The sequence below is a fragment of the Xanthocytophaga flava genome (genome assembly GCF_030068545.1).
In the GTDB taxonomy this organism is placed as follows: Bacteria; Bacteroidota; Bacteroidia; order Cytophagales; family 172606-1; genus Xanthocytophaga; species Xanthocytophaga flava.
In genome coordinates this window covers 1-24,299 of the sequence record NZ_JASJOR010000040.1, presented here as the reverse complement: position 1 = coordinate 24,299, position 24,299 = coordinate 1, and the positions used below count along the sequence as shown (strand labels likewise).

The following is a 24,299-nucleotide window of genomic DNA, read 5'->3' as shown; positions in this document are numbered from 1 at the left end:
AATAATTCTTTCCCGCCACATGTATCTTTGTAGGTAAATATCTTCACGACCAAGCCTAAATCATTGAAGAATAAATAGCTGCTCATATTCTGAACATCAACATGTTATTTAATTCATTTGAATTTCTGGCATTCTTCTTACCAATCACGTTAACGGTATATTTCCTGCTAAACAATTATGGTTTTGACAAACCAGGCAAAGTGTGGTTATTGGCCTGCTCACTATTCTTTTATGCCTGGTGGAAGCCTATCTTTCTTTTACTGATATGCACCTCTATGGTCATCAACTATTTTGCTGGCCAGAAATTAAACTATATTGAAAATCCAAAAACCCGTAAGATATTTTATATCACCTGTCTTCTGGGTAACTTGTCTGTGTTGCTCTACTACAAGTACACCAACTTCATTATAGATAATGTCAATCTGCTGCTTACAGAGGATATCGTTATTGATAAGATCGCACTTCCTCTGGCAATCAGTTTCTTCACCTTTCAGAAATTCGCCTACATTACAGATAGCTACAAAGGTGAAACCAAAGGATATGACTTTCTGAATTTCTGTCTGTTTGTCACATTTTTCCCACAACTCATTGCAGGTCCGATCGTCCATCACAAAGACATTATGCCGCAGTTTCAGGATGAAAGTAAAAAACAATTCAATACAGAGAATTTCCTGAAAGGGCTATATATATTTCTACTTGGCCTGATAAAGAAAATTGCCATCGCAGATACATTTGCCATTGTTGCGAATGCGGGCTATGGTGATGCAACTCACCTGTCATTTGCAGATAGCTGGATTACGTCTATTGCCTATGCAGTACAGCTTTATTTTGACTTTAGCGGCTATTCAGATATGGCCATTGGAGCGGGGTTATTGTTCAATATCACATTACCTATCAACTTTAACTCACCCTACAAAGCTACCAATCTGCAGGATTTCTGGAGAAGATGGCATATTACGTTAGGCAATTTTTTGCGGGAATACATCTATATTCCATTAGGAGGAAACCGTAAAGGAGAATTGCTTACTTTAAATAATCTAATGATAACCTTTCTGGTAGGTGGAATATGGCATGGCGCAAACTGGACATTTCTTATCTGGGGATTTATGCATGGATTTGGATTGGTAGTACATAGATTATGGCAAAAGACCAAAATTAGTATCCCTGACAGCGTTGGTTTGCTCATCACTTTGTTATATGTCAATTTTGCCTGGGTATTCTTTCGGGCTACCTCTGTAGGTGATGCACTAGCTGTACTGAAAAGCATGGTAGGGATAGGTTCTGTCAGCTATACAGGCTCAAAAGTACTGACTGATATTTATATCTATCCTACTTTACTGGCAGGAATGTTCTTCCTGTTTTTGAAAAATCCGCCACAACTTGCCAAGGAGTTCCGATTCAATACACAGCACCTGTTGTATATGCTAGGTCTTACTCTGATAGGGCTGATTTATCTGAACTCCATTACCTCTAATGATTTCCTTTATTTTGATTTCTAATGTAAGAAGATCAACACCTGATATTTTAATCCATCATGAATAGCAAAAAGTTTCTTTTTACGTATGTTATACTAACCCTCGTGTTGGTAACGCTTATGGCTGGAATCAATTATTTTATTGATATATATGGACTATTCAGAGGAAAGAAAGATCGTAAAGTATATATCAATGAACGGACATCCAAATACCTGATGTCCTATCGGTATATTCCTGAAAATTTTGAAGGCTTTATTATGGGCCCTTCACTGTCTGCAAACTTAAATCCCGAACAAATAAAAGAGTACAAGATATATAATGCCAGCATTATGGGTGCTAACATCTCCGAACTCAATTATCTGGTTGATAACATCGTAGAACGGGGAAATATGAAGTTCGCTATTATCTGTCTGGACCCTTATCTGACCAAAGATCATGGACGAAAAAGTGCCAATATCACAACAGAAGAATATTATGGAGCATTGGGTTCTACCAACCTGCTCAAAACGTATCTTTTGTATTTTGTCCGAAATAATAACATAGCACCTCATCGCTATGCTCCGGATTTGCACAATACAGTAGGTTGGAACAATTTTGAAAAAGAAACACACAATATAGATTCCAAACGTTCTATTGAGGAAAAGGCAGCTAAACGACAATATGAAAAAACAGAGATTGATCCGGTTGCTTATAAGGAACTGAATACAACGTTGATCAAACTGCGTCATAAGAATATTAAAGTAATTGGCTACTTTAGTCCTGTGCCCTATAAGCTCTACCAATTAGGTAAATCAGATTACCAGAAATTTGAAAGTGATATCAGCGCCTTATTCACTAAAAATGATGTTTTAATTAATCTGAATGAAGAAAAATACAAAGGCATTACTAATAACTACAATACATTTATTGATCATGGGCATTTAAGTGCAGAGGGACAGCACTTTGTTTTAAGTGTACTAGAGAGAGAATTAAAGGAGTTATTTCCTGCTAAAGTAAATTATGCATCCAACTAACCCTATCTTGATTCGGAATCACTACTATTATCCTATAAACAATCCATTATTTGGGTAAATGTATTTCAAAACGAGTTCCGACATTTTCTTTACTTCTGACCACTACCCAGCCATGTAATACCTCCACCTGTGTTTTTACCAGGAAAAGTCCATACCCTTTTCCTTTTACATGGGTATGTAAACGTTGATAGAGGCCAAATATCTTATACAATTCCGCATCTTCCAGGTCAAAACCGATTCCATTGTCTTCTACACTTAGAATATTTTCTTTCTCTGTGGAAGATATATGAATAGAAACCCAAGGAATTCGGTCAGGTGAACGATACTTAAGAGCATTTGAAATAAGGTGATATAGAATACTCTCCATATAACTCCGGATTGTAATAATCTCAGGAACCTCAACTCTACTATCTATTTTTGCGTGTGTATTTTCTATCTGATCATTAAACAGGTCCACCGTATAACTCACAAGTCTTACTGTATCAATCTTTTCTTTATACTGATCAACATTATTTTTGATAGATAATATGGACGTGAGGTCACTAATGGTTATATCCATTTCATGAGCTGCTTTATGCAGTAAGGAGACCAATTCATGGTCAGAAGAGGTTGTATCCTCATCCGTATCTGTTTCCATCAAATGCAGTAAACCCAGAATACGGGCTACAGGTGCTCTCAGATTATGGGAAACAATATAGGTAAACTGTTGAATATCCTGATTTTGCTGAGTCAGATTCGAAACTGTAGCCTCCAGTTCTGTTGTTCGGGCTTGTACTTGTCGCTCCAGGTCTTTATTCAGAAATTCAATTTCCTGATTACGCTGATGCAGATTGTCCATTAATATAAGTTGCGTTTCATTGCTAGCCTGTAACTCTTCGTTACTGGCACTTAATTCTTCACTTACAGCTGCAAGTTCTTCATTTTTATATTCCAGATCGAGTTTTTGTGAATGCAATAGCTTGTTTGTACGAATCTTCTCTCTGACAATATAGGTTAGTAACAAAGAAGTTAGTATAAGTGCACTTATCACTGTGACAAAAATAATCTGTTGCTGTCGTTCACGACTTTCAGCTAATAACAGTCTGTATTCACTTTCCTTCTTTTCCAATTCAAAAGAAGATTTCAGCCGAATCTCCCGAATAATCTGACTCTGGTCAAAAAGTAGTTTGCTCAGGCTGTCTGCCGAAAATAGACTTTGTGTTGCTAATTCATGTCTGCCAGTCTTCTGGTAATATCTGGCTAATTGTTTATGAAATGTATAGTTCAGTTCAGCATTATGAACGTTTTTTTGAAATTCAATAGCTTTCTCATAATAATCCTGCGCCAGATTGGACTGTTTTGTATATTCATATACTTCGGCTATAGACAGACTGACAGTCAGTGCCTCATCCCAGAATTTATGAGAAAGGGCTATATTCAGATCCTGAAAGTAAAAAGGCAAAGCTTTTGTGTAGTTTCCCTCCATCTTATAGCTATTCCCAATACCCCTGGCAGCAATTCCTATCCAGACGGTATCTTTATAGGTCCTGGCTGCCTGCATTGACTTTTCAAAGAACTGAATAGCCTTAGCATAGTTCTTCATATCGCTATATGCCAGTCCAATGGTGTTAAAAGTGGATATGTACCCACGTTTATTCAATGAATCCGGTGAAGATCTGACTATCTCCTGTAAATTAGCAATACAATTAGTATAATCTTTTACCTTGTAATAGAGATCTCCAACAAGGTAACGTATACGCAAAATGAATGCATTTTTATGTAGCTTTTCAAAATACAGGAGAGCCTGTTGATAGAATTTCAGTGCCTGTGAAGACTTATGTACACTTTGGTTAAGATTTCCCAGCTTAATACAGATAAGACCTGCTTCAGGATATAATTGCTCGTCAAGAGCCTGTTTTAACGTAGCCTCATATATACTGTCTGATTTGTTAAAGAATCTCTCACCATAATACAGTGCACCTGCCAGCATATAAAAGTATATCTGTGTTTTGGGTTCAGCAGATTGCTCAGCCAGAGTAATCACTTTCTGCAATTCATAGGCACGCCGGTTATCAGATAAATGTTCAACATCAGAAGTGTATTTTTCAACTAATGCTTCATAGGTCTCCACAGAAGTCTCAGGCATTTGAGCCACAATCTGATTTAGATTGGTAACCTGAGTAAAAGCAACTGTAAAGAGAAAGAAGAGTGATAGACTTAAAAATATATTTCGTATAAAAAGCATACGTATATTCTGGCGGTTCCGTGCGTCTTATTAAGTAAAGTCTTTTTTTAATTAAATCCAATTGTTCAAACATCTTGTTCAAAATTATGACAATAGAAACATCTTAAAGATGGATTTCCCTTAAAAAAATACCATTGACAGATAAACACCAAATAAACAAAAAGTCAGGCATCTAATACCTGACCTTTTAGTATAGTTTAGCTTTTAACTAGGTTTATTTCTCTCTAAAAAGATCAATTAATCTATTTACCAGATCCTGTTTGTAAATATTGCTGACGAAGTTTACTATTTTTCTTGCCATATACAAAATATACGACTAAGCCAATTGCCAGCCATATAATCAATCGAATCCATGTACCGGCTGGTAAATAAACCATCATAATAATACATGTAATAATTCCCAGAATGGGCACAATAGGAACTAAAGGAGTTTTAAAAGCGCGAGGAGCGTCAGGATTTGTTTTTCGCAGAATCATTACGCCAATACATACCATTACAAATGCCAGCAGTGTACCAATACTTGTCATCTCTCCAACTACACTGATAGGAACCAAGCCTGCAAACAAACTAATAAATGCACACAATAGAATATTGGACTTATAGGGCGTACGAAACTTTGGATGTAATTCCGAAAAAACAGCCGGAAGCAATCCATCTTTACTCATAGAATAAAAGACTCTTGATTGTCCCAATAAATCAACCAGAATAACAGATGTATATCCAACCAAAATTGCCAGAATGATCACGGGGCTCAACCATGCATAAGGCGTTTTCTGAATAGCGATAGCTACTGGAGCAGCACTGTTTTTAAATTCGGTATAATTTGCCAGTCCGGTCATGACATGACTAAAAGCAACAAACAAAAAGGTACAAATAGCCAGTGAACCAATAATCCCGATTGGCATATTCCGCTGAGGATTCTTTGATTCCTGTGCCATAGTGGCTACAATATCAAACCCAATGAACACAAAAAATACAACCCCAGCCCCTCTTAGTATTCCACTCCATCCATATTCTCCAAAAGTACCCGTATTCGCAGGGATATAAGGCTGATAGTTGGCTGGATTGATATACTTCCACCCGAGAGCAATAAAGACAATGACAACGCCTACCTTCAAAGCTACCACCAAGGCATTGTACAAGGCAGATCCTTTTGTGCCCCGAATGATGATGCTTGTAATCAACACGATGATTAGTACTGCCGGAATATTTATAATTCCGTGCACTTCTGTACCATCAGCCAGTTTCATACTTTCAAAAGGGGACTGGATGAATTGTGGAGGAAGATAAATACCGTAACCCGATAAAAACTTTACCAGATATTGAGACCAGCTGATACCAATAGTAGCCGCTCCTACAGAATACTCCAGCACCAGATCCCAACCAATAATCCAGGCAAATAACTCACCTACAGTAGCATACGAATACGTATAGGCACTTCCGGCAACAGGCACCATGGATGAAAACTCAGCGTAACATAGAGCACTGAATGCACACCCTACAGCTGCCACTATAAACGATATGGTCACAGCCGGCCCTGCATTATTTGCAGCAGCCAGTCCGGTCAGTGAGAATAGGCCGGCTCCGATAATAACCCCAATGCCAATAGCAATCAGATTCACTGCACCCAAACTTCGCTTCAACGTATTTCCCTGAGTTTGTGCAGCTTCCTGTTGCAGGCTTTCCAATGATTTTTTAAACATGTTAATGAAGAACATCAGAGAAGGTATCTCTCTGGATAAGATAATGTGTTGGTAAGATAATTAAACATGACAATCCTTTTTATAACAGTATCCTGCGCTACAGATCCTGTGCAGATAAAAAAGTACATTGTCCATTGGAAAATGAACAATGTAAAACAAAAGCGGCTGCAAACTTAGGAAATCGTTTTCAGATTCATTTCAATACAGAGGATAATCTTTTCGTTCTCTGTATTTTTCCTGCTTTATGAGAATAGGTTTTCCAACTATCAGACTGGGAAAATACAGGTTATGACAATTTGGAAACAGGAGCGGATACACAAAAGCAATGCATTCCATACGAGTAGGTGTATTGAAGCTGTAACTGGTAGTTTTCGCAAATCTGTTTTACAATAGCAAGCCCTAAGCCTAATGACTCTGAACCATCGCTGTCTTTCTTGAACCGATCAAAAAGTTTCTCCGGATCATTTTTCAGTGGCTCACCACTATTGTATATACATAATTGTCTGGCGTGCGTAAAGATGCGTAGTATACCTTCAGGCTTACTATATTTGATGGCATTGCTCAACAGGTTATTTACTAAGCTGTCTGCAAGTGCAGGAGAAATATTTACCAGAAACGGTTCTTTCAGATCAACATCTACTGTTAGCTGACGCATAATCAGGAACTCTTCAAAGTCAAGAACTTTATTTTTTGCCAGTTCTGTCAGATTTACCTCTTCAGCATCCCGAAACTGATGATTTTCAATCTTGGTAAGCAGCAGCAACCCCTGGTGCAATCGCGACATACGCCTGGATGCCTGATAAATTTCATCAATCCAGTAGGTTTGTTGCTGAGAAAGTGAAGAGGATTGCAGCAGTTGTTCCACCCGTACATTAATCAGAGCCAGCGGTGTCTGAATTTCATGGGATGCATTCTCGGTAAATTCTTTCAGACTCCGATAATCATGCTGCATCTTCTCTGCCATACGTTTCAATACCTGATTCAATTCGTCAAATTCGTCTACTTCTTCTTTCTTCAAGTCTATAGGCGTCACACTGGTCAGGTCAAATTGCTTGATTTTGGATAACGTATTATAAAATGGCTTCCATAGGTTTCCGGACAACCGTCGCTGAAACCAGTACATCAAAATTAGCAGCAAGCTTAAGAATGTCACCATCACAAAGGTAATAACCTCAATGAGCTTATACGTCTGAATCAGCGACTTACGAATAGAAACTTTGTAGTCGGTATTACCAATTTTTGTATAGAAGGTTATCTGCCGGAAAGGGTCGTCCTGGTCTTCGTACCGATTGTAGATCAGTGTATCTTTATACATCTCTGTTATCGGCTCTTTGAAAGTGGCAGGTACTACCTCAATTTTGTTTTCAACAAAGTAACAACTGCTGGACCATGCCTGATGAAGTTGTATGTAAGCTTCAAAATCACGTTTTTCTACCTGGAGCCTACTCTCAACCTCATCATAGATGACCACACGTGTGATCCAATAAAAGGCCAAAGCTGTAATCAGATACAGACTTAACAGAAACAGAAGATAAATGCCACTGGCTTTGGTGAGTAGTTTCACGGAGTACCAAATTTATAGCCAATGCCGTAAATAGACTGTATGTAATCTGTACTTCCCTTCTCAAGAAGTTTACGGCGCAGGTTTTTAATGTGAGAATAAACAATATCAAGAGAATCCACAGTGTCAATATTATCGCCCCACAGATGCTCAGCTATAGAGGATTTCGTCAGGGCTACATCTACATTTGAAAGGAAGTACAATAACAGATCGTATTCTTTTCGGGACAAAGGTGTCTCCTCATCTTGCACAAATACCTTCCGGGATTGTGTCTGTACCCGAATCTCGTGGTAAGTAATTTCTGTATTTCCTCCAAAATGACGTCTGCGAATCAGAGATTTAATACGCGCATTCAATTCAGATAGATGAAAGGGCTTGGTCAAATAATCGTCCGACCCTAACTCCAAACCTTTGATCTTATCTTCCAGTGCATTACGGGCTGAGATAATAATGATACCTGTTGTGACTGCTATTTTCTTGAGCATACCCACAATATCATATCCATCTCCCCCTGGCAGCATCAGATCTACTACCACACACTCATAGTAATACAGATTAACCTTTTCTTCTGCCTCCCAGTAATTACTGGCTACCTCACATACAAAGCCTTCTTTGGTTAAATAATCTGAAATACTTTCGGACAACCCTTTTTCATCTTCTATAATCAGAATCTTCATAGCTGGATATGGAAACGTGTAACTGGCAAAATAAAAACGAAAATACACTCCAATTCTGGAAAAATACTGGAAGGGATAGTGAAGCCTCTACTAATTTTGTTTAGTATAATACAAGCATTATTTTACCAATTGGAAACAGAGATTATTTTACTATTGTTTAGACTGGACTTATTCGATCAGAAAAAATAGTTGTGTTTTCGAATTTTACTATCTTTAACTAATAACAACGTCCTGAGTTTACCTTTTATATAAAACTAAATTCAGCATACTAAAAACTGCTCTAACATCTATCTGAGCAGATAACAGATAACCAACCTATATGAGTAAACAAAATGGTAGTTGTATTTTTTCAGATGCTTTTTCGAATCATTTCTGACAAAACCGTTGAAAAGTGATTTGGAGCCAATTAAACTTCTATAAATAAACTGATTCCTTTTTAAAATAGGCTTATCAGTATTTTTTATTCTTTCTTCCAGAACATCCTTTTATGAAAAGTAAATGTATATCCCTACATATTTCCACTTTTATTCTTTTGGTCTGTATAACTATACCATATACTCCTTCTTACAGTCAAACACAAAATAAAAGCACATCTCAGCCTGTCAAGTACAATACAAAAGAAAAGAATACCAAGCCAATCAGTACGAACGGAAAAAATTTAGCGGCAGTTACCGACTTTGTAGATGTATCCGCAGTGAAAGCCTACTTTGTTATAGCAGATCGTTTTAAAGTTCACCAAAAGCCATCGGCAAAGGAATGGGCATCTTTGTTTAATTCGCCTGTCCATGCAATGATGATAACAGCAGGAGCCTTAGATACCACAAAGTTTAAACATGCTATGCAAACAGTGTATGAGAATGGTACAACGAACACACCAACAGATCCGGAATTGGCTCATCATCTAAAATATCAGAAACTGGAAAAACAGCTTCTGGCACATATTTCTTTTTTGGAATCATCTTCTATACAACAAAATATCTTTAACTATCTGCAGCCGTTTCTACCTCCACGTTTACTGGCAAAAAATAAGCTACCTAAACAATACTATATATTCTATGGCAATGAGGATGCTACTGCCGGACCAGGAATGGTTATTAATGACTTATTGCTTTCTTATAAAATTGATGGATATAAATTAGGTATTTTATCTGCTCATGAAACTTTCCATGCGGTGGTATCAGAAGCATTTGCAAACTTGTTAAAAGACGGATTTTCTAATCAGGACCCTAATGCAATCTTATTGTACTTCCTGAGTAATATATCACAGGAAGGAGTTGCTGACCTGATAGACAAACCAGCACTCACCCAATCAGGATCACCTGTACTCCAGGAAATGAAAGCTCTCACAGAAAATGAAACTATACTAAGCAAACAGTATATCACCAAGCTCGATAGCTTACTTCAGGCAAAGGGAACAAATATCGATTACAATCTATTATTCCAGGGATTCAGTAAAAATGGAGGACACATTCCGGGAAGAGTTATGGGACAAGCCATCAAACAGGCCGGCTTACTTTCAGTTTTAATCCGCTCAGTCGAAGATCCTGTTTCGTTTTTTGAATTATATAATCAGGCTATTCAAAAAAACAAATCTGAACTACCTCTATTTTCAGAAACAAGTATAGCTTACCTAAAACAGCTTAAAGAGCGTTATTTCAAACAAATCTAACTTTTCAGACAAGCAAAGCAGTACATACTAATCGCAGGTCTATAACCAGGTATATTACTGGACTATATCTTTTAAAACCTATCAACTGAAGTACTGACTTCAGTTGATAGGTTTTAATGTTTTATGGAAAGTAATACACTTTCCAGAGACTGGGATCTTATACACAGGTTGATCTCTTCTCCCTTCTTGCTATTTCCTAATCTGTTTTAGGAAAAGGATGATTCTACTTAAAGGCATGTTGGTCCATGATCAGGATCATTTTCCCTTGCCTTATATACTCAATACAGCTCCCTTATAAACGAATTTCCATCAAAACAGACACCAGGAATTTGAAGCTTCTTCACAAAATCACCCGAAACAACTGCTATTAAAATACTATTGGTGAGGGACTTCATTTCCCAAATATTTCCAGAATTGGCTCCTAGTTTTGGTATTGAATCAGAAAGGTGGTCTAAACTATTTTATAAAGGCTACAAAGTCAGATACTAGTAAAGTTCTTTAAGAACTAAAAACACATGTGCTGCGCCTTCGCCTATTTTTCAGCCCGTAGCTGATTGAGGCTCGCTACAAAATCTGGCCTTTTCGCTTCTTTAATAATAGTATAGACCACCTCTAGTTGGAATCCTAAAACTTTATTCTTTTGATACCAATGAATCATCCAACATCAATTCTTTCAGAGATGCAAAACACCTTTCACCCGTCGGTTCAGTCGCAGGAGAAAGATCCATCTCAACCATCCAAAACACGATATTTTGTAAGGCTTACTTTATTGACTCTAGTATTAATAGGTACAACAATATCCAGCCAGGGGCAACAGGTAAACTTGCAGCAGGTTTTGAATGAAAGCAAACAAAACTATCCTTTACTGAAGGCCAAACAAGCAGAAGTGACCAGTGCGCAACGAAGAGTAAAGTCTGCTAATACGGAGTATCTGCCTAATGTAATCATACAGGATCAGTATACATACGCTACTAACAATAGTGTTACAGGAGCTTTTTACCCCAATGAAGGAACTGCCATATCACCTTCGGGCGGTATTCGTCCTGACAATATTTATCAGGGTGTCTTTGGCAGCTTTACAACAGCTTTGCTGGAATGGAAAATCATCAACTTTGGTAAAGTAGCAGCCAATGTCCAGGCAGCACGCAATGAGATGGCTCGCAGCCAGCTGGAATATGAAAACGAGTTATTCCAGCAACAAATCCGGGTGATTGATTCCTATCTGTTGCTCTTGATCAGTCAGAAACTGGTAACGGTACAACGGAGCAATCTGGAAAGAGCCCGTATTTTTAGAGAAGTTGTAGCATCAGGCGTTTCGTCCGGAATGCGTCCTGGTGTAGATAGTTCACTGGCCAATGCAGAATATACCAAAGCGCAACTTCTGCTGCTGGAAAGCCAGCGCAATGAAAAAGCGCAACGTCTGCGTCTCTCTGAGCTGACAGGTAATCTTCAGGATAGCCTAGCTGTAGATAGCATGAGCTTTTATACAAAGCTTCCGATTATACCTGCAGGAGCCTCTTCTATTCAAAACAATCCTCTGTTACGGCTGTATCAGGCTCAGACTTCAGCAGCAGAAGCCAGAAGTATCGCTGTTCGCAGGTCATTTCGTCCATCTATTTCATTTCTGGCTGCAGGCTGGGCCAGAGGATCAGGTGTCTCCAATAAGGATGACTCTTATCGGACTGACTTTGCGAGTGGGGTTAACTATCAGGTATATAACTACATGATTGGTATCTCAACCCGCTGGAACCTGACCAGTATTTTTAAGGTCCACAACGATTACCAAAGCGAAAAAGCCCAGTTGCAACGGTATCAGGAACTATACAATGATCAGTCACTGAAACTCAATCGGCAATTTCGTGAATCAGAAATGCAGTTTGCCCTTACACTAGACCAGGCCAGACTGGCACCTGTTCAGTTAAATGCAGCCCGCCGGGCAATGAATCAGGCACGTGCACGCTACGAAAGCGGTCTGACAGATCTCCCTACTGTCATGCAGAGTTTGCTGACACTCAACCGGGCAGAAGTAGACCAGTACGTAGCTATCAGCAATGCCTGGCGATCGCTGTTACTTCAGGCAGCAGCTACTGGTGATCTGTCACTGTTTCTGAACCAGCTTAACTAATCTTTTGTCATTAAACACTGTTTAGATATGTATCAATTAATTCGAAATGCCTTGCGAAAGCCGATTGCGGTCATTGTGGCCGTCATGGGAATTCTCTTTTTCTCTGTGCTTTCGTTGTCAAGTATTCCAGTAGATATTTTCCCCAATCTGGATCTGCCGACTATCTATGTTGTACAACCGTATGGTGGTATGGCTCCTGATCAGATGGATGGATTTATCGCCACCCGTTATCAGGATCACTTTCTGTATGTGTCTGGAATCAAAGATGTGGATGTAAAAACTATTCAGGGTCTTTGTCTGATCAAATTACAGTTTTATCCGGGTACGGATATGGCTCAGGCAGCGGCAGAGGTAGCCAATAACGTCTCACGTGCTAAGGCCTATATGCCAGAAGGGACGGTGCCACCCCAGGTGGTACGCTTTGACGCCAGTTCGGTCCCGGTTGGTCAGCTGGTATTTGAAAGCAAAACCCGATCCTTAAACGAGATACAGGACTTTGCTTCTTCACGGATACGACCTATGTTCTCCCGGATTGAAGGGGTATCCAGCCCTCCGCCATTTGGAGGGAACCAACGTACTATTGTGGTTAAGGTAGACCCTCAACTGGTACGCAGCTACAATCTTACACCGGAAGAAATTATTCGTTCGATTGTTTCTAATAACCAGCCCTCCCCTGCCGGAAACATTCGTATGGGAGACAAAACGCTGATGACTCCTGTAAATTCTCTGGTTCGCAAGCCTGAAGATTTCCTGAATATACCTATTCGGATTGGATCAGGTCCTACCGTATTTGTACGAGATATCGGCACTGTAGAAGATGGAGCGGATATTACAGTGAGTTATGCCTTGGTCAACGGACGCCGGGCAGTATATATCCCGGTTGTTAAAAAATCAGATGCGTCTACACTGGCGGTAGTAAACAACATCAAAAAGGCAATGCCAGAACTTCGCAATGCCATTCCGGAAGATGTAAAGGTTTCGTATGAGTTTGACCAGTCCGTATATGTAACCAATGCCTTAAAGAGTCTGGTCACGGAAGGTATTTTAGGAGCGGTGTTGACAGGTCTGATGGTATTGTTATTCCTGAAAGACTGGCGTAGTGTAATCATTGTGGTATTGACAATTCCTATATCTGTACTTTCTGCGGTGATTCTGCTTCAACTGGCAGGTCAATCTATTAATATCATGACATTGAGTGGCTTAGCATTAGCCATTGGGGTACTTGTCGATCAGGCAACGGTAACAATAGAAAACATTCACCAACACCTAGAAATGGGAAAACCCAAAGCGCAGGCTATCTGGGATGCCTGTAAAGAGATCGCATTTCCCGAGTTTCTGATTCTGCTGGCAATTCTGGCGGTATTTGCTCCAGCGTTTGTTATGAGTGGTATTCCCCGTTCTATGTTCCTACCATTATCACTTTCGGTGGGTTTTGCCATGATTGCATCCTTCCTGTTGTCTCAAACCTTTGTGCCTGTTCTGGCAAACTGGCTGCTAAAAAGCCATCCACCTCATGAAGCACCAACACTGGCACTGGACAAACAGGAAATATCAGATATGATTGAAGAAGAAAAACACCATGCGCCAGCACCAAAGGGATTCGACAAATTCAAACTCAAATACAGTCAGTTCCTGGAAAAAGTATTGGCTCATGGAAACAGTACAGTTATTGGATACCTGGTAGTCTCTGTGTTGCTAGTGGTGGGAGGATTTCTTCTGATTGGAACAGACATTCTTCCTAAAGCAAACAGCAATCAGTTTCAGCTTCGGTTACGAGTACCGGATGGAACACGGGTGGAACGTACAGAAGAAGCAACGTTAAAAGTATTGGATATTATTCGTTCAGAAGTAGGTCCTAATCATGTTGAGATCTCTTCGGCGTATGTAGGGACAGTACCTTCCAGTTATGGTACTTCTAACATATTCGTATTTAATAGTGGCCCTCACGAGGCTGTGTTACAAGTAGCGCTGGCAGAAGGATTTTCAGTTCGCATGGATGCTCTCCAAGAGAAATTGCGTAAACGAATGACAACTGAAATACCAGGATTAAGAGTATTGTTCGAACCGATTGAGCTGGTAGATAAAATCATGAGTCAGGGTTCCGCTACTCCTATTGAGGTAACTGTAGCAGCTAAAGATGTCAAAGAGGCTGGACGCTTTGCTCAAAAGATTTTGGATCAGATGAAACAGGTTTCGTTCCTCCGGGATGTCCAAATCGCCCAACCTCTCTCCTATCCGGTGCTAAAAGTAGAAATGGATCGTCAACGGGCTGGACAGCTGGGCGTGACTTCATCACAGGTTGCACGTTCGCTGGTGGCGGCTACCTCTTCCAGTCGTTTTACAGATAAAAACCTCTGGTTAGATGATGCAAAAGGGCTTGCCTATCAGGTACAGGTACAGATTCCTGAAAATCTGATGAGTACTGTTGAGGATATTGGCAATATTCCCTTACATACAGGGGCCCAACATCCGGTATTGTCTGATGTAGCTACATTTTCTGAGGAGACAGCACCAGGTCAATATGACCGTTCGGGTCCAAACCGACTGGTAACCATCAATGCCAATGTATTCCGAAAAGATCTGGGTGCAGCAGATAAAGCTGTAAAAGAGGCCATTCGCAAAGCAGGTGAACCACCACGTGGGGTGATTGTGGAACAGAAAGGACAGACACAACTATTAACAGATACATTGAGCAGCCTTCAAACCGGATTGATCATTGCCATTGTCATTATCTTCTTATTGTTAAGTGCAACGTTCCAATCCTTCAAACTGTCTTTTGTGGTATTATCTGCTATTCCGGCTGTAGTGGTTGGGGCATTGGGAATGCTTCTGCTGACAGGTTCTACACTGAATCTGCAATCATACATGGGATTAATCATGTCTGTGGGGGTTTCAGTAGCCAATGCTATTCTGATGGTGACCAATGCTGAAAACCTGCGGCTGGAACTGAAAGATGCCCGTCAGGCAGTTGTCATTGCCGCAAACAGTCGTATTCGTCCTATTCTGATGACCAGTATCGCCATGATTGCCGGTATGATTCCGATGGCTTCCGGACTAGGCGAAGGCGGTGATCAGATTGCGCCTCTTGGACAAGCTGTAATTGGAGGCTTGATTGCTTCTACGCTAGCCTCTCTGCTGATTTTACCTGGAGTTTTTGTCCAGATACAACGAAAAGCATCTCTCGCGTCCGTATCTCTTGACCCTGAAGATCCTGAAAGTACCTTTTTCCAACCAACTACTCAAACACATTCTGTCCTATGAAATATATTCCTTTAGTGCTAGTACTGGCCTCAGCCATTTTAACAGGTGCATGCAGCAGCCATGAAGAAGAAGCAGATGGAAACAAAGAAGCTTCTTCTGTAGCTGAAGTTCAGGAAATTACTATAGTGCCTGTACAACAGTTGCAACCTTCCAAGCAAATAGTATTACCCGGTGAATTAAAGCCTTGGAACAAAGTAAATATTCATCCCAAAGTAAAGGGGTTTGTCAAAAGCTTGGCAGTGGATCGTGGATCTGTTGTGAAAAAGGGACAGGTGCTGGCTATACTGGATGCACCGGAATCCTTGTCTGAACTTAGTCAGGCTAAAGCTCAGCTACAGGCTGCCGAAGCAACGGCCAGTGAACAAAGCACCCGGGCTCAGGCAAGTAAGCTTACCTATCAGCGTATGCTCAAAACCAGTAAAATGGAAGGTGCCGTTTCGCTCAACGAGTTGGATCTTGCAAAAGCCCGTATGATGGGTGACAGTGCATCAGCTACTGTGGCACAGGGGAATGTGCAGGCAGCACGCGCCTATTACCAAACTAAATCCCAACTAGCCCAGTATTTAACTATTACTGCTCCGTTTGATGGTGTGATTATTGAGCGGAATACCAGTCCGGGAGCATTGGTAGGACCTTCGGAGAGTAGCAGTGCCAAACCCTTATTTGTATTGGAAGATAGTCGTACCTTACGTTTGACGGTAGCTATTCCAGAGGTATATGCCAATCAGATTTCGGGCAAAGGAACTGTAAACTTCACAGTGAATGCGGTTCCTGAAAAGCTGTTTACAGCCAACTATGCCCGTAGTGGAAGTAGCCTGCAGGAAGAGAACCGATCTATGATGACAGAGTTTGATATAAAGAATACCAATGATGAACTTAAAGCAGGGATGTATGCAGAAGTCCGTCTGCCTATCACCCGATCTGCGCAGACTTTATTTGTTCCTGTGAAATCAGTGGTAAGTTCTTCTGAAAAGGTGTTTGTGATTCGGGTAAAAGATGACAAAGCAGAACGCATTGCTATTAAAAAAGGCAATGTAGTAGATACTCTTGTAGAGGTATTTGGTAACCTGCAACCTGGCGATTGGATTGTGAAAGAAGCCTCAGATGAAATAAGGGAAGGCCAATCTGCCAAATGGCATCGCACAGAGTCCAAGCCTGTATCTACAACCAGTTATCAAAAGTAGAAGTCTTTTTTCGCTATATATATGAATCATCCCGAATGTTGGATGTGAGATCAGCGCCTATGCTTTTTTCAAAAGCATAGGCGCTGATTTATTTTTGAGTGAGACATCTCTTCTTTTGCCTTCTCAGATTCCTTTTATCAGTCTTATTACAGTTTCCTCATCTACAGGGCTTTTTATGTTTATTTATTGTCCAGAACTTATGCTTATCCCACGCCGTATCAATTTTTTGTCACGCAATGAGTAATAACCCCAAAAGGGCACTTTCTGCCAAATCTTCCACCACAAAGCCTGAAGCTTTCCATTATCATGTCCCATATCTTTTTCAATTTTGAAGATTTCAGAAAAAACTCTCTTTTTACCCTATCACCTTTTTTTGTCCTCCTGAAAGGAACTCGTGGCAAGACCGGCGGCCTTTGGATTTGGAATGTATTTGTTTTTCTCACAAACCAAGCGTAACTCTATTTGTCACGAGATTCTTTCAGAAGGACAGGAAGTGTGTTTCAGGGAATGCAGAACTGGCTCTAATAGAAATAGACTAGTTTGAACATCCATTGTGTTGGTCGGTAGAAACCTGTTTGGGTACAATCGCAAACTTGAACTTGACACAACTGTATGTTGCTGTTGCTTTCAATATGGTGTGAGTGAACACCACACCAGAGACCTTCTTTATTTCCTGCAAAATTATGGAACACGATAAGGTCTAGAATTGGCCTGCGAGCAGAACGAAAAGTATCTTTTTCTTTTCCTTCTACTCTAAAAAATTCAATCACCTTTCCTTCCACTCCTGAATAAACCCTGTATAACTATCACTAATTGGCAACTCTTTGCCAGAATCGAGTATAGCCTTTCGGTTATGAATAGAAGTGACTCGATCAATAGCTACTACAAAGCTACGATGTATCCGTTTAAACTGTTGTTCAGGTAGCTTTTCAAGCACCTTTTTTAAGGTCATCAGGGTAACTACAGGTTTCAGCCCACTCAAATGTATCCGAATATAATCTTCCAGGCTTTCGACGTATTCAATCTCGTTGAGATTAATCCGTACTTGCCGGTATTCGGAATACACATACAGGTACTCAGCAGATTCTCCTGAAGATCGGGTTTTATATTGATGGTAGTCAACAGCCTTGGAGATGGCTTTGGCAAATCGCCCAAAATCGATGGGTTTCAGTAAATAATCAACCGCATTGAGTTCAAATCCTTCAAATGCGTAATTCTTGTGTGCTGTCGTAAAAATGATCAGAGGCATAATATCAAGCGAACGAACCAGATCCAGACCGGACAGATCGGGCATATGTATGTCAACCAGCAAAAGATCCACAGGGTTCTGCTTCAAAAAGTCGACTGCCAGAACTGCATCATCAAAAGTTTGTATCAATTGCAAAACAGGTAATCTGGCAATATAGGTTTTGAGAATATCCAAAGCCAGGGGTTCATCATCGACAGCAATACACTTTAGGAACATTTTGCAAAAAATTAGTCAGGCAATATCCTGTTTCTTCAAAAACACTGTACAATGACTAAGAGTATAAGGTTAGCTCAACAGTGAATATATTATCTTCTGATTTAATAGTCAAAGAATGCTTATCTGAATAAAGTCGATTCAAGCGTTGTCTGGTATTAACAATCCCTACTCCCTCCCGATTTGTATTCTGAGTGGTGGTAAAAATCTGATTCTGGCAAAAAAAGTAGATGTGCTGTCGTTCTGCAAGTATTTTGATTATAATGCTCCCCGGATGATGATTACTAACACCATACTTAAATACATTCTCAATAAAAGTCATCAATAACAATGGAGCTATTTTTACCCGTTCCTGATTACCATTTACAGAGAAATCGATTTGCATATTTTTTCCTAATCGTAACCGCTGCAGGTCAATATAGTTTCGGATACATTCTACTTCATTGCTCAGAGGTACAAAATCTTCCAGTACTTCATCTGTTACATAACGCATGATATTAGAGAGCTTCATGATAGAAGTAGCTGTGTTCTCATTCTGTGTGATTGCCAATGCATAAATATTATTCAGGGTATTGAAAAGAAAGTGTGGGTGAATCTGGGCTTTCAGGAAAGACAGCTCGGCACTAATCTTGTCAGCCTCAGCCTGTACTGCCCGTTTTTCCGTTTCACGCCACTGATACATGGTCTCAATAGCAATGCTCAGAGCCATCATAATCACAAAGAGGAAAATACTGGTAATGTCTATATGGTCGCCCTTTGGTAACCTCTCTACACTTTCGCTGGGTTCTGGCCTAAAGTCTGGACGATCATGCATAGGCTTACCGAGACGAGGTGGTGGTACCAGACCTGGTGGTGGCTCTCCTTCTCTTCTGGAAAAGGAATTATGCACAATAAGCTGATCAAACGGCTTTAGCATGTATACACTGGCAAACAGACAGATAACCGCAAATCCATATAAAATATATCTCTTTTTAAAAAACAGAAACGGAAATATCCAGTAGGTATGCAAATAAAAGAGAGCAATATAAAACAAGCAAAACTGCCAGTAATACATGGAAGTCAGGAGTTCTCCTATACTCTCTATGTCACTCATAAATAACAGAGGAAAAATAAAGAGCAATATCCAGCCTGCACTATGAATGAAGAGGGAAGTTGTTTTTAGACGAACCATACTCAAAGATACTAATTTCACTATTTCTCTATCAGTCAAAGCATGATTTGTATTCATTCTGACACCAGGATACACACATGTAAGATATATTCTGAACTAGAATATGTAATTTCGGAAATAAGTCTAGTGATTTTCGAGTTACACTATACTTCCCTATCGTATAAAGGGTAGATACTCTTACTTGTCATCTTGTTATCCTGGATATGCGTATGAATAAAGATGTACTGGAAAAATCTCTTAAATATACCACCATCAATAAAAAAGCACTGGGAGAATCTGTTCAGGCAGGGTGTTATTACTGTTTAAAAGTATATCCTGCATACAAAGTAGTGGATTTTGTAGAAGCAGATGAGACAGGCATTTGTCCTTATTGTGGTATAGATTGCGTGTTACCAGATAAGTCTCCGTATGAACTGACAAGGGAAAACCTTCAGGAACTACACGCCTTCTGGTTTTAGAATAAAACAGCCATATATAAGCCAACAAATGTAGAAGCTGAGGCTTATTCTATTTTGTTAAGATCATCCTTATCAAGAGAAATCTCTTTATTACATGCATTCTTTTTTATTACAGCATGTAATTCCTTCTCCAGTCTTACACCTTCCTGAATAAGTTTTCGCAGATTCTGATATTGAATATAAATAAGAAAAGGCAATCCACATACTAAGAGTATTAACAGCAGACTTGTCGTATCCATCACAAAAAAATAAACAGATAGGTTAGTGAATTGTTTTTCTATACTTCACCCTTTCTGCCAGCCGGCTCTTTATGTCTGTCTATGACCTAGATAAACATTTAGACATAAGATGCAATATATCAGACGCTTAACAAGATAAAGAACAATAGTCCGAATGGGATATTATCCTGAAGAAGTATTGATACAATATGCACCAACTTGTTGCAGTAAACAAATAACTTCAAGGGGTATTTTCCCCGTATTTTACGGTATTTTTCCCTTTGTAATCTAAAACAGATAGTGTGGAAAAACTCTACTCAGACATAAAAATCTATTTTTGACCATTCTGTAAGTTGTATTTTTACATTATTCTCATTCTTCCTATAAGATACTTTACAGATTGATCTGGTAGCTTCAAGGTTTTAGAAGCTATAAGTCCAGGCATATACTACAGTACAGATAGAAACGATTATCTACCTGTACTGCAAAGCTTATTTGGAATACCTCTGATAATCAAACTCAAAAGGTCCTGTGAATGTGGTACTATCTGTTGTTTGTAAAGACCTCATTCGGGTAGGATGGTTTTCTGTATACTCATAAGCCACCTGCAATTCTGTTTTGTTACCTTGCAGGTCCGTATAAGTACATTGTGTAATGTTGTTTTTATAGGATAGAAACAACGCAGGAGATTTATCTGCAAAATAGGTTAGACTTACCAGCCACCAGTAAATCAGATTACTACGTATATCTGTTTGCCATACACTATTCTGGCTATCATACGCTGTAGCGTGTAATGAAAAGTTCAATGCAGCAGGACTTCCTGACCGAATGATAGAACTCAAATTACCATCCAGGGTATAATTATACAGATACTTGTTACTGGACCCCATCATCCGATCTTCAAAAACTGCCAAACGGCCCAGTGAATCATAGGAAAAGGTATTTTCAAAGATAAAGTTTCCAACTACAGCGCGTATAGCTCTTGTTACACGTCCTGTACTATCAGTAGTTACCTCTATATATGAACCATCTTCACTCTTCAGTTTATCCAGATGTCCTATAGAATCATATACAAACGTCCAATGACTCGCCATAATACCATATGTATTTTTCAGCGAATCAGTCAGATCTGACTGAGTAATCTCTCCATTGGGTCCATATTGAAAAGTAACCACTCTGCCTGGAGATAAAGTAATCTTACCAATTCGATACAAGGTTGTAGGTTCTTCAACAGGAGGTGGAGGTGTAACAGGTGGTACAGGTTCTTGTGGCTTAACAGGTTCTGCAGACTTATGGCATCCTACTATACCAAACACGAAAATCATTCCTAACCAGTAAAAGGTTCTCTTCATATAAAAAATTTAAGTGGTAGTTTCGTAAACTCTATTTAGTAATAAACTTAAGACAGGGTAAACACACTATTTTATTCTCATGGGTCTGAATACTAATCTGTATTTTTTATTTTACACTTTACTAAAAGACAATTTTTCTGGCATTTAGCTGATTGTATTTCTTCATTTTGATAAACTCTATTCTTAGAAAAAAAATCTCAGCTTTATTACTTTTTAGAAGATTGTTGCACACAACAGATCTCATTCTTACCAGTATCAGGCATACTACCCATCTATGTTATCCCTGGAAAACAATCAATTGCGATTCATAACCACTCCTGGTGCTGCTAAATATTACTGAAGTAAGATTTCTCTGAAAAGGTGCTTTAAACCAGGCTGCAATACTAGAAGAAATTGCGTTCTGAAGCAATGGAAATACAATTACCTTTTTGTTTATGAGTGTATTAACACTCGCACGCCCACACAGTAACATCTTAACTTTGCATATATGATAGTATTTGGATGGAATTCATTCTCTATAGTATCTCATCGGCCTTCAGAGATCGGGCTACCTCAGGATTGGGATCAGCAATATATGATCCAGCAACGCCAGAAGTACTTTCACCTATTCTGGATTCCGTTTTTTCCAATAGGACAAATATGGGTTTTGAAAGGACGTGATGGTAAACTGTATGAACCCACTATAGATCTGCTTCGTTATTTGACCAGTACGTCACTAGGACGTGGAATTCCCTGGTATACCTTTATCGGACCTATCCTGCTGGTTTGTGGAGGTATAGGCTTTTCCATCTTTTCTGAAATAGATTCTGCTCTTTCTAAAAGAAGATATGAAGCCTATCTGAAAGAAACGTATGTTGAGAACAAACAAAAAATCAATGAGGCTAAAGCTGGCTATTACTATAAACTGGAAGATGAACACTACAAAAGCACCTATCTGAAAGTGCTATCAGCTACCCCTAAGACTGTTACCTGCCTCTGGAGTCAAAAGTCACCTCAATCATATGGCGAGTACGCCATTCTGGATGCCTTTCAGGCTGATTCATCTTATCAATCATTTGATACAGTAGTGATTAACAAAACCACCCTGATACAATCTTTGTCTGAAACATCAGAGAGAAAGCGGATAGCTATCATTCCAAAACAAAATCCTACCGCTATTCAGGAAATCAAATACATCTATGAACCTGTATTTGAAAAGGTTACGTTTGGCTTTGAAGATGGAAAATTTGCGTATGCTATCCGAAATAAAGGGGTTCCGGTCCATTTTGACAGATATGAAACACTTTCCAAAGATGAACGCAATACATATACAAATAATGCACAGGTAGATCCGAACCTGATTCCAATGCGGGAAGAAGAAGGGATATTTATCTTTAAAGGTATTTTTAAGGGTATGGAACCAGAAATATCAGGTCTTATTCATTTTAAAGATGCAGAAGGTGGTGAGTTTACTTATCATCTTAAAATACAAGGTACACATTACTATCTAACCAAATATGAAGGAAAGCCTGTAAAGCAAGAGGACGGAAGCAATCGTATTTAAACACAAAAGTACCACACACTACACTCTTTTTAAGACATATAATTATGGAATTTAATAGACGCAGAAAAATATGGCTGGGAGCAGTCATTACTACCCTCTATCTATTCTGGAGTGGAATTTCGATAGGTACCTACAATCAGTACCCTGGCTTTCTATCCTTTGCAGGTGCCGCTCTCACTGCATTATTTCTGGCATTACTCATTGGTGACTTTACATCTGTCTATGAGTTTACAGAAGATATTCCAAAGGGTAGCCCCAAAGGAGTGGCACCTTTGGCTATTATACCAGGTATCATTCTCATATTTGTGTTCTGGATGCATTTCAGTAGTCGCAAAGAAGCTGTTCTTGAGAAAGAAGGGGTTATTATCACAGCGAATATAGTGGATGGAGAATCTACCACTACTACCCGCAGATTTCAGAGCAACACTACCTATGAAGTACGTGTCAGCTATCAGCCTCCCAAAACCCGCAAATACTATTTTTCACAATCCATCAATGGGTCTGAGTTCAATAGCCTTTATAAAGGAGCAACCATTGATGTAATATACTGGAAACAAGACCCCAGTGTAAGTAAAGCACTTCTCAGTGAAGATGAGATTAAAAAAGCGTTTAAAATCGAAGATCGGAAACTAGAATTTCAGGATATAGACAAGATTTTTACAGCCAACATGACGGAAAAAGCTATCTTATCTCATTTGAATACGATAGGCTACAAATGGGAAACTCAGGAAGGTATCTTTGTCAATGAACGCCAGAAAATAGCTCTAAAGATTGATAATGAGAGCCAAAGTATGGTATATCTTGAAAAGTTATCCATTGGCCATTTAAATGGATCTTCATTTGAATCATCCTTACGTAATGCAGAGGATGGATTCAAAAAAAGTGCAAGACTTGTAGGAGAAGAAGAACGAATCAGCTACGAAAGCAACCATTATATTATATTCAAGGAACATAAACGTGCGAAACAAGAGAATTCATACAATACAAGTGGCACATTTCGCTTTCCGGAAGAAATATTTATGTATACCATTGTCCGAAAGAATCCTTAAGGTCATACATAAAAATAAATTGTATATAATGAAGTTGTTTAGTATTTATTAAGAGGTTGGATTTTACGTAAAAAACGAATAGAGAAAGCCATATAGAGAAATGCAGTCCAGTTAGGCGCCTTCTTCTCAAACCGAATTAATAAGACTTTGAAAC

The 24,299-nt window shown here is 39.3% G+C and carries 16 protein-coding genes; 9 read left to right on the top strand and 7 right to left on the bottom strand.

Annotation, left to right across the window (positions count from 1 at the left end):
* Positions 1–101 precede the first annotated feature (101 nt).
* Both QNI15_RS34690 and QNI15_RS34685 read left to right on the top strand, forming a co-directional pair.
* On the top strand, positions 102–1,499 hold the full coding sequence (locus tag QNI15_RS34690) for an MBOAT family O-acyltransferase (RefSeq protein WP_313999031.1): 1,398 nt from the start codon (positions 102–104) through the stop codon (positions 1,497–1,499).
* Between the two features lie 35 nt (positions 1,500–1,534).
* The gene (locus QNI15_RS34685; RefSeq protein WP_313999033.1) at positions 1,535–2,488 is read left to right on the top strand and encodes a hypothetical protein; all 954 of its coding nucleotides are present in this window, start codon (positions 1,535–1,537) and stop codon (positions 2,486–2,488) included.
* Between the two features lie 46 nt (positions 2,489–2,534).
* On the opposite strand, the gene QNI15_RS34680 is transcribed toward QNI15_RS34685, so the two are convergent.
* The 4 genes from QNI15_RS34680 to QNI15_RS34665 form a co-directional block, all read right to left on the bottom strand.
* Entirely contained in the window at positions 2,535–4,712 is a 2,178-nt protein-coding gene (locus QNI15_RS34680; RefSeq protein WP_313999035.1) for a tetratricopeptide repeat protein, read from the bottom strand.
* 242 nt (positions 4,713–4,954) lie between these two features.
* Entirely contained in the window at positions 4,955–6,415 is a 1,461-nt protein-coding gene (locus QNI15_RS34675) for an amino acid permease (protein ID WP_313999037.1), read from the bottom strand.
* A gap of 286 nt (positions 6,416–6,701) precedes the next feature.
* Positions 6,702–7,979 (bottom strand): sensor histidine kinase, encoded by a 1,278-nt coding sequence (locus tag QNI15_RS34670; RefSeq protein ID WP_314036429.1) that lies wholly within the window; start codon positions 7,977–7,979, stop codon positions 6,702–6,704.
* Positions 7,976–8,653 (bottom strand): response regulator transcription factor, encoded by a 678-nt coding sequence (locus QNI15_RS34665; protein WP_313985354.1) that lies wholly within the window; start codon positions 8,651–8,653, stop codon positions 7,976–7,978. The genes QNI15_RS34670 and QNI15_RS34665 overlap by 4 nt, the downstream gene beginning before the upstream one ends.
* Positions 8,654–9,140: 487 nt before the next feature.
* Here QNI15_RS34665 and QNI15_RS34660 point away from each other — a divergent pair, with 487 nt between their 5' ends.
* The 4 genes from QNI15_RS34660 (at position 9,141) to QNI15_RS34645 (ending at position 16,892) form a co-directional block, all read left to right on the top strand.
* Complete coding sequence (locus QNI15_RS34660; RefSeq protein ID WP_314036427.1) at positions 9,141–10,322, top strand: DUF5700 domain-containing putative Zn-dependent protease; 1,182 nt, start codon at positions 9,141–9,143, stop codon at positions 10,320–10,322.
* Between the two features lie 649 nt (positions 10,323–10,971).
* A complete protein-coding gene (locus QNI15_RS34655) occupies positions 10,972–12,447 on the top strand; it encodes a TolC family protein (RefSeq protein ID WP_313999044.1) in 1,476 nt (491 codons plus the stop codon).
* 27 nt (positions 12,448–12,474) lie between these two features.
* The gene (locus QNI15_RS34650) at positions 12,475–15,708 is read left to right on the top strand and encodes an efflux RND transporter permease subunit (protein ID WP_313999046.1); all 3,234 of its coding nucleotides are present in this window, start codon (positions 12,475–12,477) and stop codon (positions 15,706–15,708) included.
* Positions 15,705–16,892: an efflux RND transporter periplasmic adaptor subunit gene (locus QNI15_RS34645; RefSeq protein WP_314036425.1), complete on the top strand. Its 1,188-nt coding sequence runs from the start codon at positions 15,705–15,707 to the stop codon at positions 16,890–16,892. Before QNI15_RS34650 ends, QNI15_RS34645 begins: the two co-directional genes overlap by 4 nt.
* A 766-nt stretch (positions 16,893–17,658) precedes the next feature.
* Here QNI15_RS34645 and QNI15_RS34640 read toward each other — a convergent pair.
* Both QNI15_RS34640 and QNI15_RS34635 read right to left on the bottom strand, forming a co-directional pair.
* Positions 17,659–18,357, bottom strand: a complete 699-nt coding sequence (locus QNI15_RS34640) for a LytR/AlgR family response regulator transcription factor (protein ID WP_314036423.1) — start codon at positions 18,355–18,357, stop codon at positions 17,659–17,661.
* Positions 18,358–18,412: 55 nt separating this feature from the next.
* Positions 18,413–19,582 carry a sensor histidine kinase gene (locus tag QNI15_RS34635; RefSeq protein ID WP_314036420.1) on the bottom strand — a complete coding sequence of 390 codons (1,170 nt, stop codon included), beginning with the start codon at positions 19,580–19,582 and terminating at the stop codon, positions 18,413–18,415.
* A gap of 152 nt (positions 19,583–19,734) precedes the next feature.
* Here QNI15_RS34635 and QNI15_RS34630 point away from each other — a divergent pair, with 152 nt between their 5' ends.
* Positions 19,735–19,983, top strand: coding sequence for a cytoplasmic protein (locus tag QNI15_RS34630; protein WP_314036418.1), 249 nt, complete (start codon positions 19,735–19,737; stop codon positions 19,981–19,983).
* 709 nt (positions 19,984–20,692) lie between these two features.
* Here QNI15_RS34630 and QNI15_RS34625 read toward each other — a convergent pair.
* Positions 20,693–21,553, bottom strand: a complete 861-nt coding sequence (locus QNI15_RS34625) for a hypothetical protein (protein ID WP_314036416.1) — start codon at positions 21,551–21,553, stop codon at positions 20,693–20,695.
* A gap of 487 nt (positions 21,554–22,040) precedes the next feature.
* Between QNI15_RS34625 and QNI15_RS34620 the strand changes: the two genes are divergently transcribed.
* Both QNI15_RS34620 and QNI15_RS34615 read left to right on the top strand, forming a co-directional pair.
* Positions 22,041–23,096, top strand: a complete 1,056-nt coding sequence (locus QNI15_RS34620) for a hypothetical protein (RefSeq protein WP_313999060.1) — start codon at positions 22,041–22,043, stop codon at positions 23,094–23,096.
* 44 nt (positions 23,097–23,140) lie between these two features.
* A complete protein-coding gene (locus QNI15_RS34615) occupies positions 23,141–24,145 on the top strand; it encodes a hypothetical protein (RefSeq protein WP_314036414.1) in 1,005 nt (334 codons plus the stop codon).
* Positions 24,146–24,299 lie beyond the last annotated feature (154 nt).

What these genes read in the sequence shown, in the direction of transcription:
- QNI15_RS34690 (WP_313999031.1), top strand. Translation starts at nt 102, where the DNA reads ATGTTATTTAATTCATTTGAATTTCTGGCATTCTTCTTACCAATCACG.
- QNI15_RS34685 (WP_313999033.1), top strand. Translation starts at nt 1,535, where the DNA reads ATGAATAGCAAAAAGTTTCTTTTTACGTATGTTATACTAACCCTCGTG.
- QNI15_RS34680 (WP_313999035.1), bottom strand. Translation starts at nt 4,712, where the DNA reads ATGCTTTTTATACGAAATATATTTTTAAGTCTATCACTCTTCTTTCTC.
- QNI15_RS34675 (WP_313999037.1), bottom strand. Translation starts at nt 6,415, where the DNA reads ATGTTTAAAAAATCATTGGAAAGCCTGCAACAGGAAGCTGCACAAACT.
- QNI15_RS34665 (WP_313985354.1), bottom strand. Translation starts at nt 8,653, where the DNA reads ATGAAGATTCTGATTATAGAAGATGAAAAAGGGTTGTCCGAAAGTATT.
- QNI15_RS34660 (WP_314036427.1), top strand. Translation starts at nt 9,141, where the DNA reads ATGAAAAGTAAATGTATATCCCTACATATTTCCACTTTTATTCTTTTG.
- QNI15_RS34655 (WP_313999044.1), top strand. Translation starts at nt 10,972, where the DNA reads ATGAATCATCCAACATCAATTCTTTCAGAGATGCAAAACACCTTTCAC.
- QNI15_RS34650 (WP_313999046.1), top strand. Translation starts at nt 12,475, where the DNA reads ATGTATCAATTAATTCGAAATGCCTTGCGAAAGCCGATTGCGGTCATT.
- QNI15_RS34645 (WP_314036425.1), top strand. Translation starts at nt 15,705, where the DNA reads ATGAAATATATTCCTTTAGTGCTAGTACTGGCCTCAGCCATTTTAACA.
- QNI15_RS34640 (WP_314036423.1), bottom strand. Translation starts at nt 18,357, where the DNA reads ATGTTCCTAAAGTGTATTGCTGTCGATGATGAACCCCTGGCTTTGGAT.
- QNI15_RS34635 (WP_314036420.1), bottom strand. Translation starts at nt 19,582, where the DNA reads ATGAATACAAATCATGCTTTGACTGATAGAGAAATAGTGAAATTAGTA.
- QNI15_RS34630 (WP_314036418.1), top strand. Translation starts at nt 19,735, where the DNA reads ATGAATAAAGATGTACTGGAAAAATCTCTTAAATATACCACCATCAAT.
- QNI15_RS34625 (WP_314036416.1), bottom strand. Translation starts at nt 21,553, where the DNA reads ATGAAGAGAACCTTTTACTGGTTAGGAATGATTTTCGTGTTTGGTATA.
- QNI15_RS34620 (WP_313999060.1), top strand. Translation starts at nt 22,041, where the DNA reads ATGATAGTATTTGGATGGAATTCATTCTCTATAGTATCTCATCGGCCT.
- QNI15_RS34615 (WP_314036414.1), top strand. Translation starts at nt 23,141, where the DNA reads ATGGAATTTAATAGACGCAGAAAAATATGGCTGGGAGCAGTCATTACT.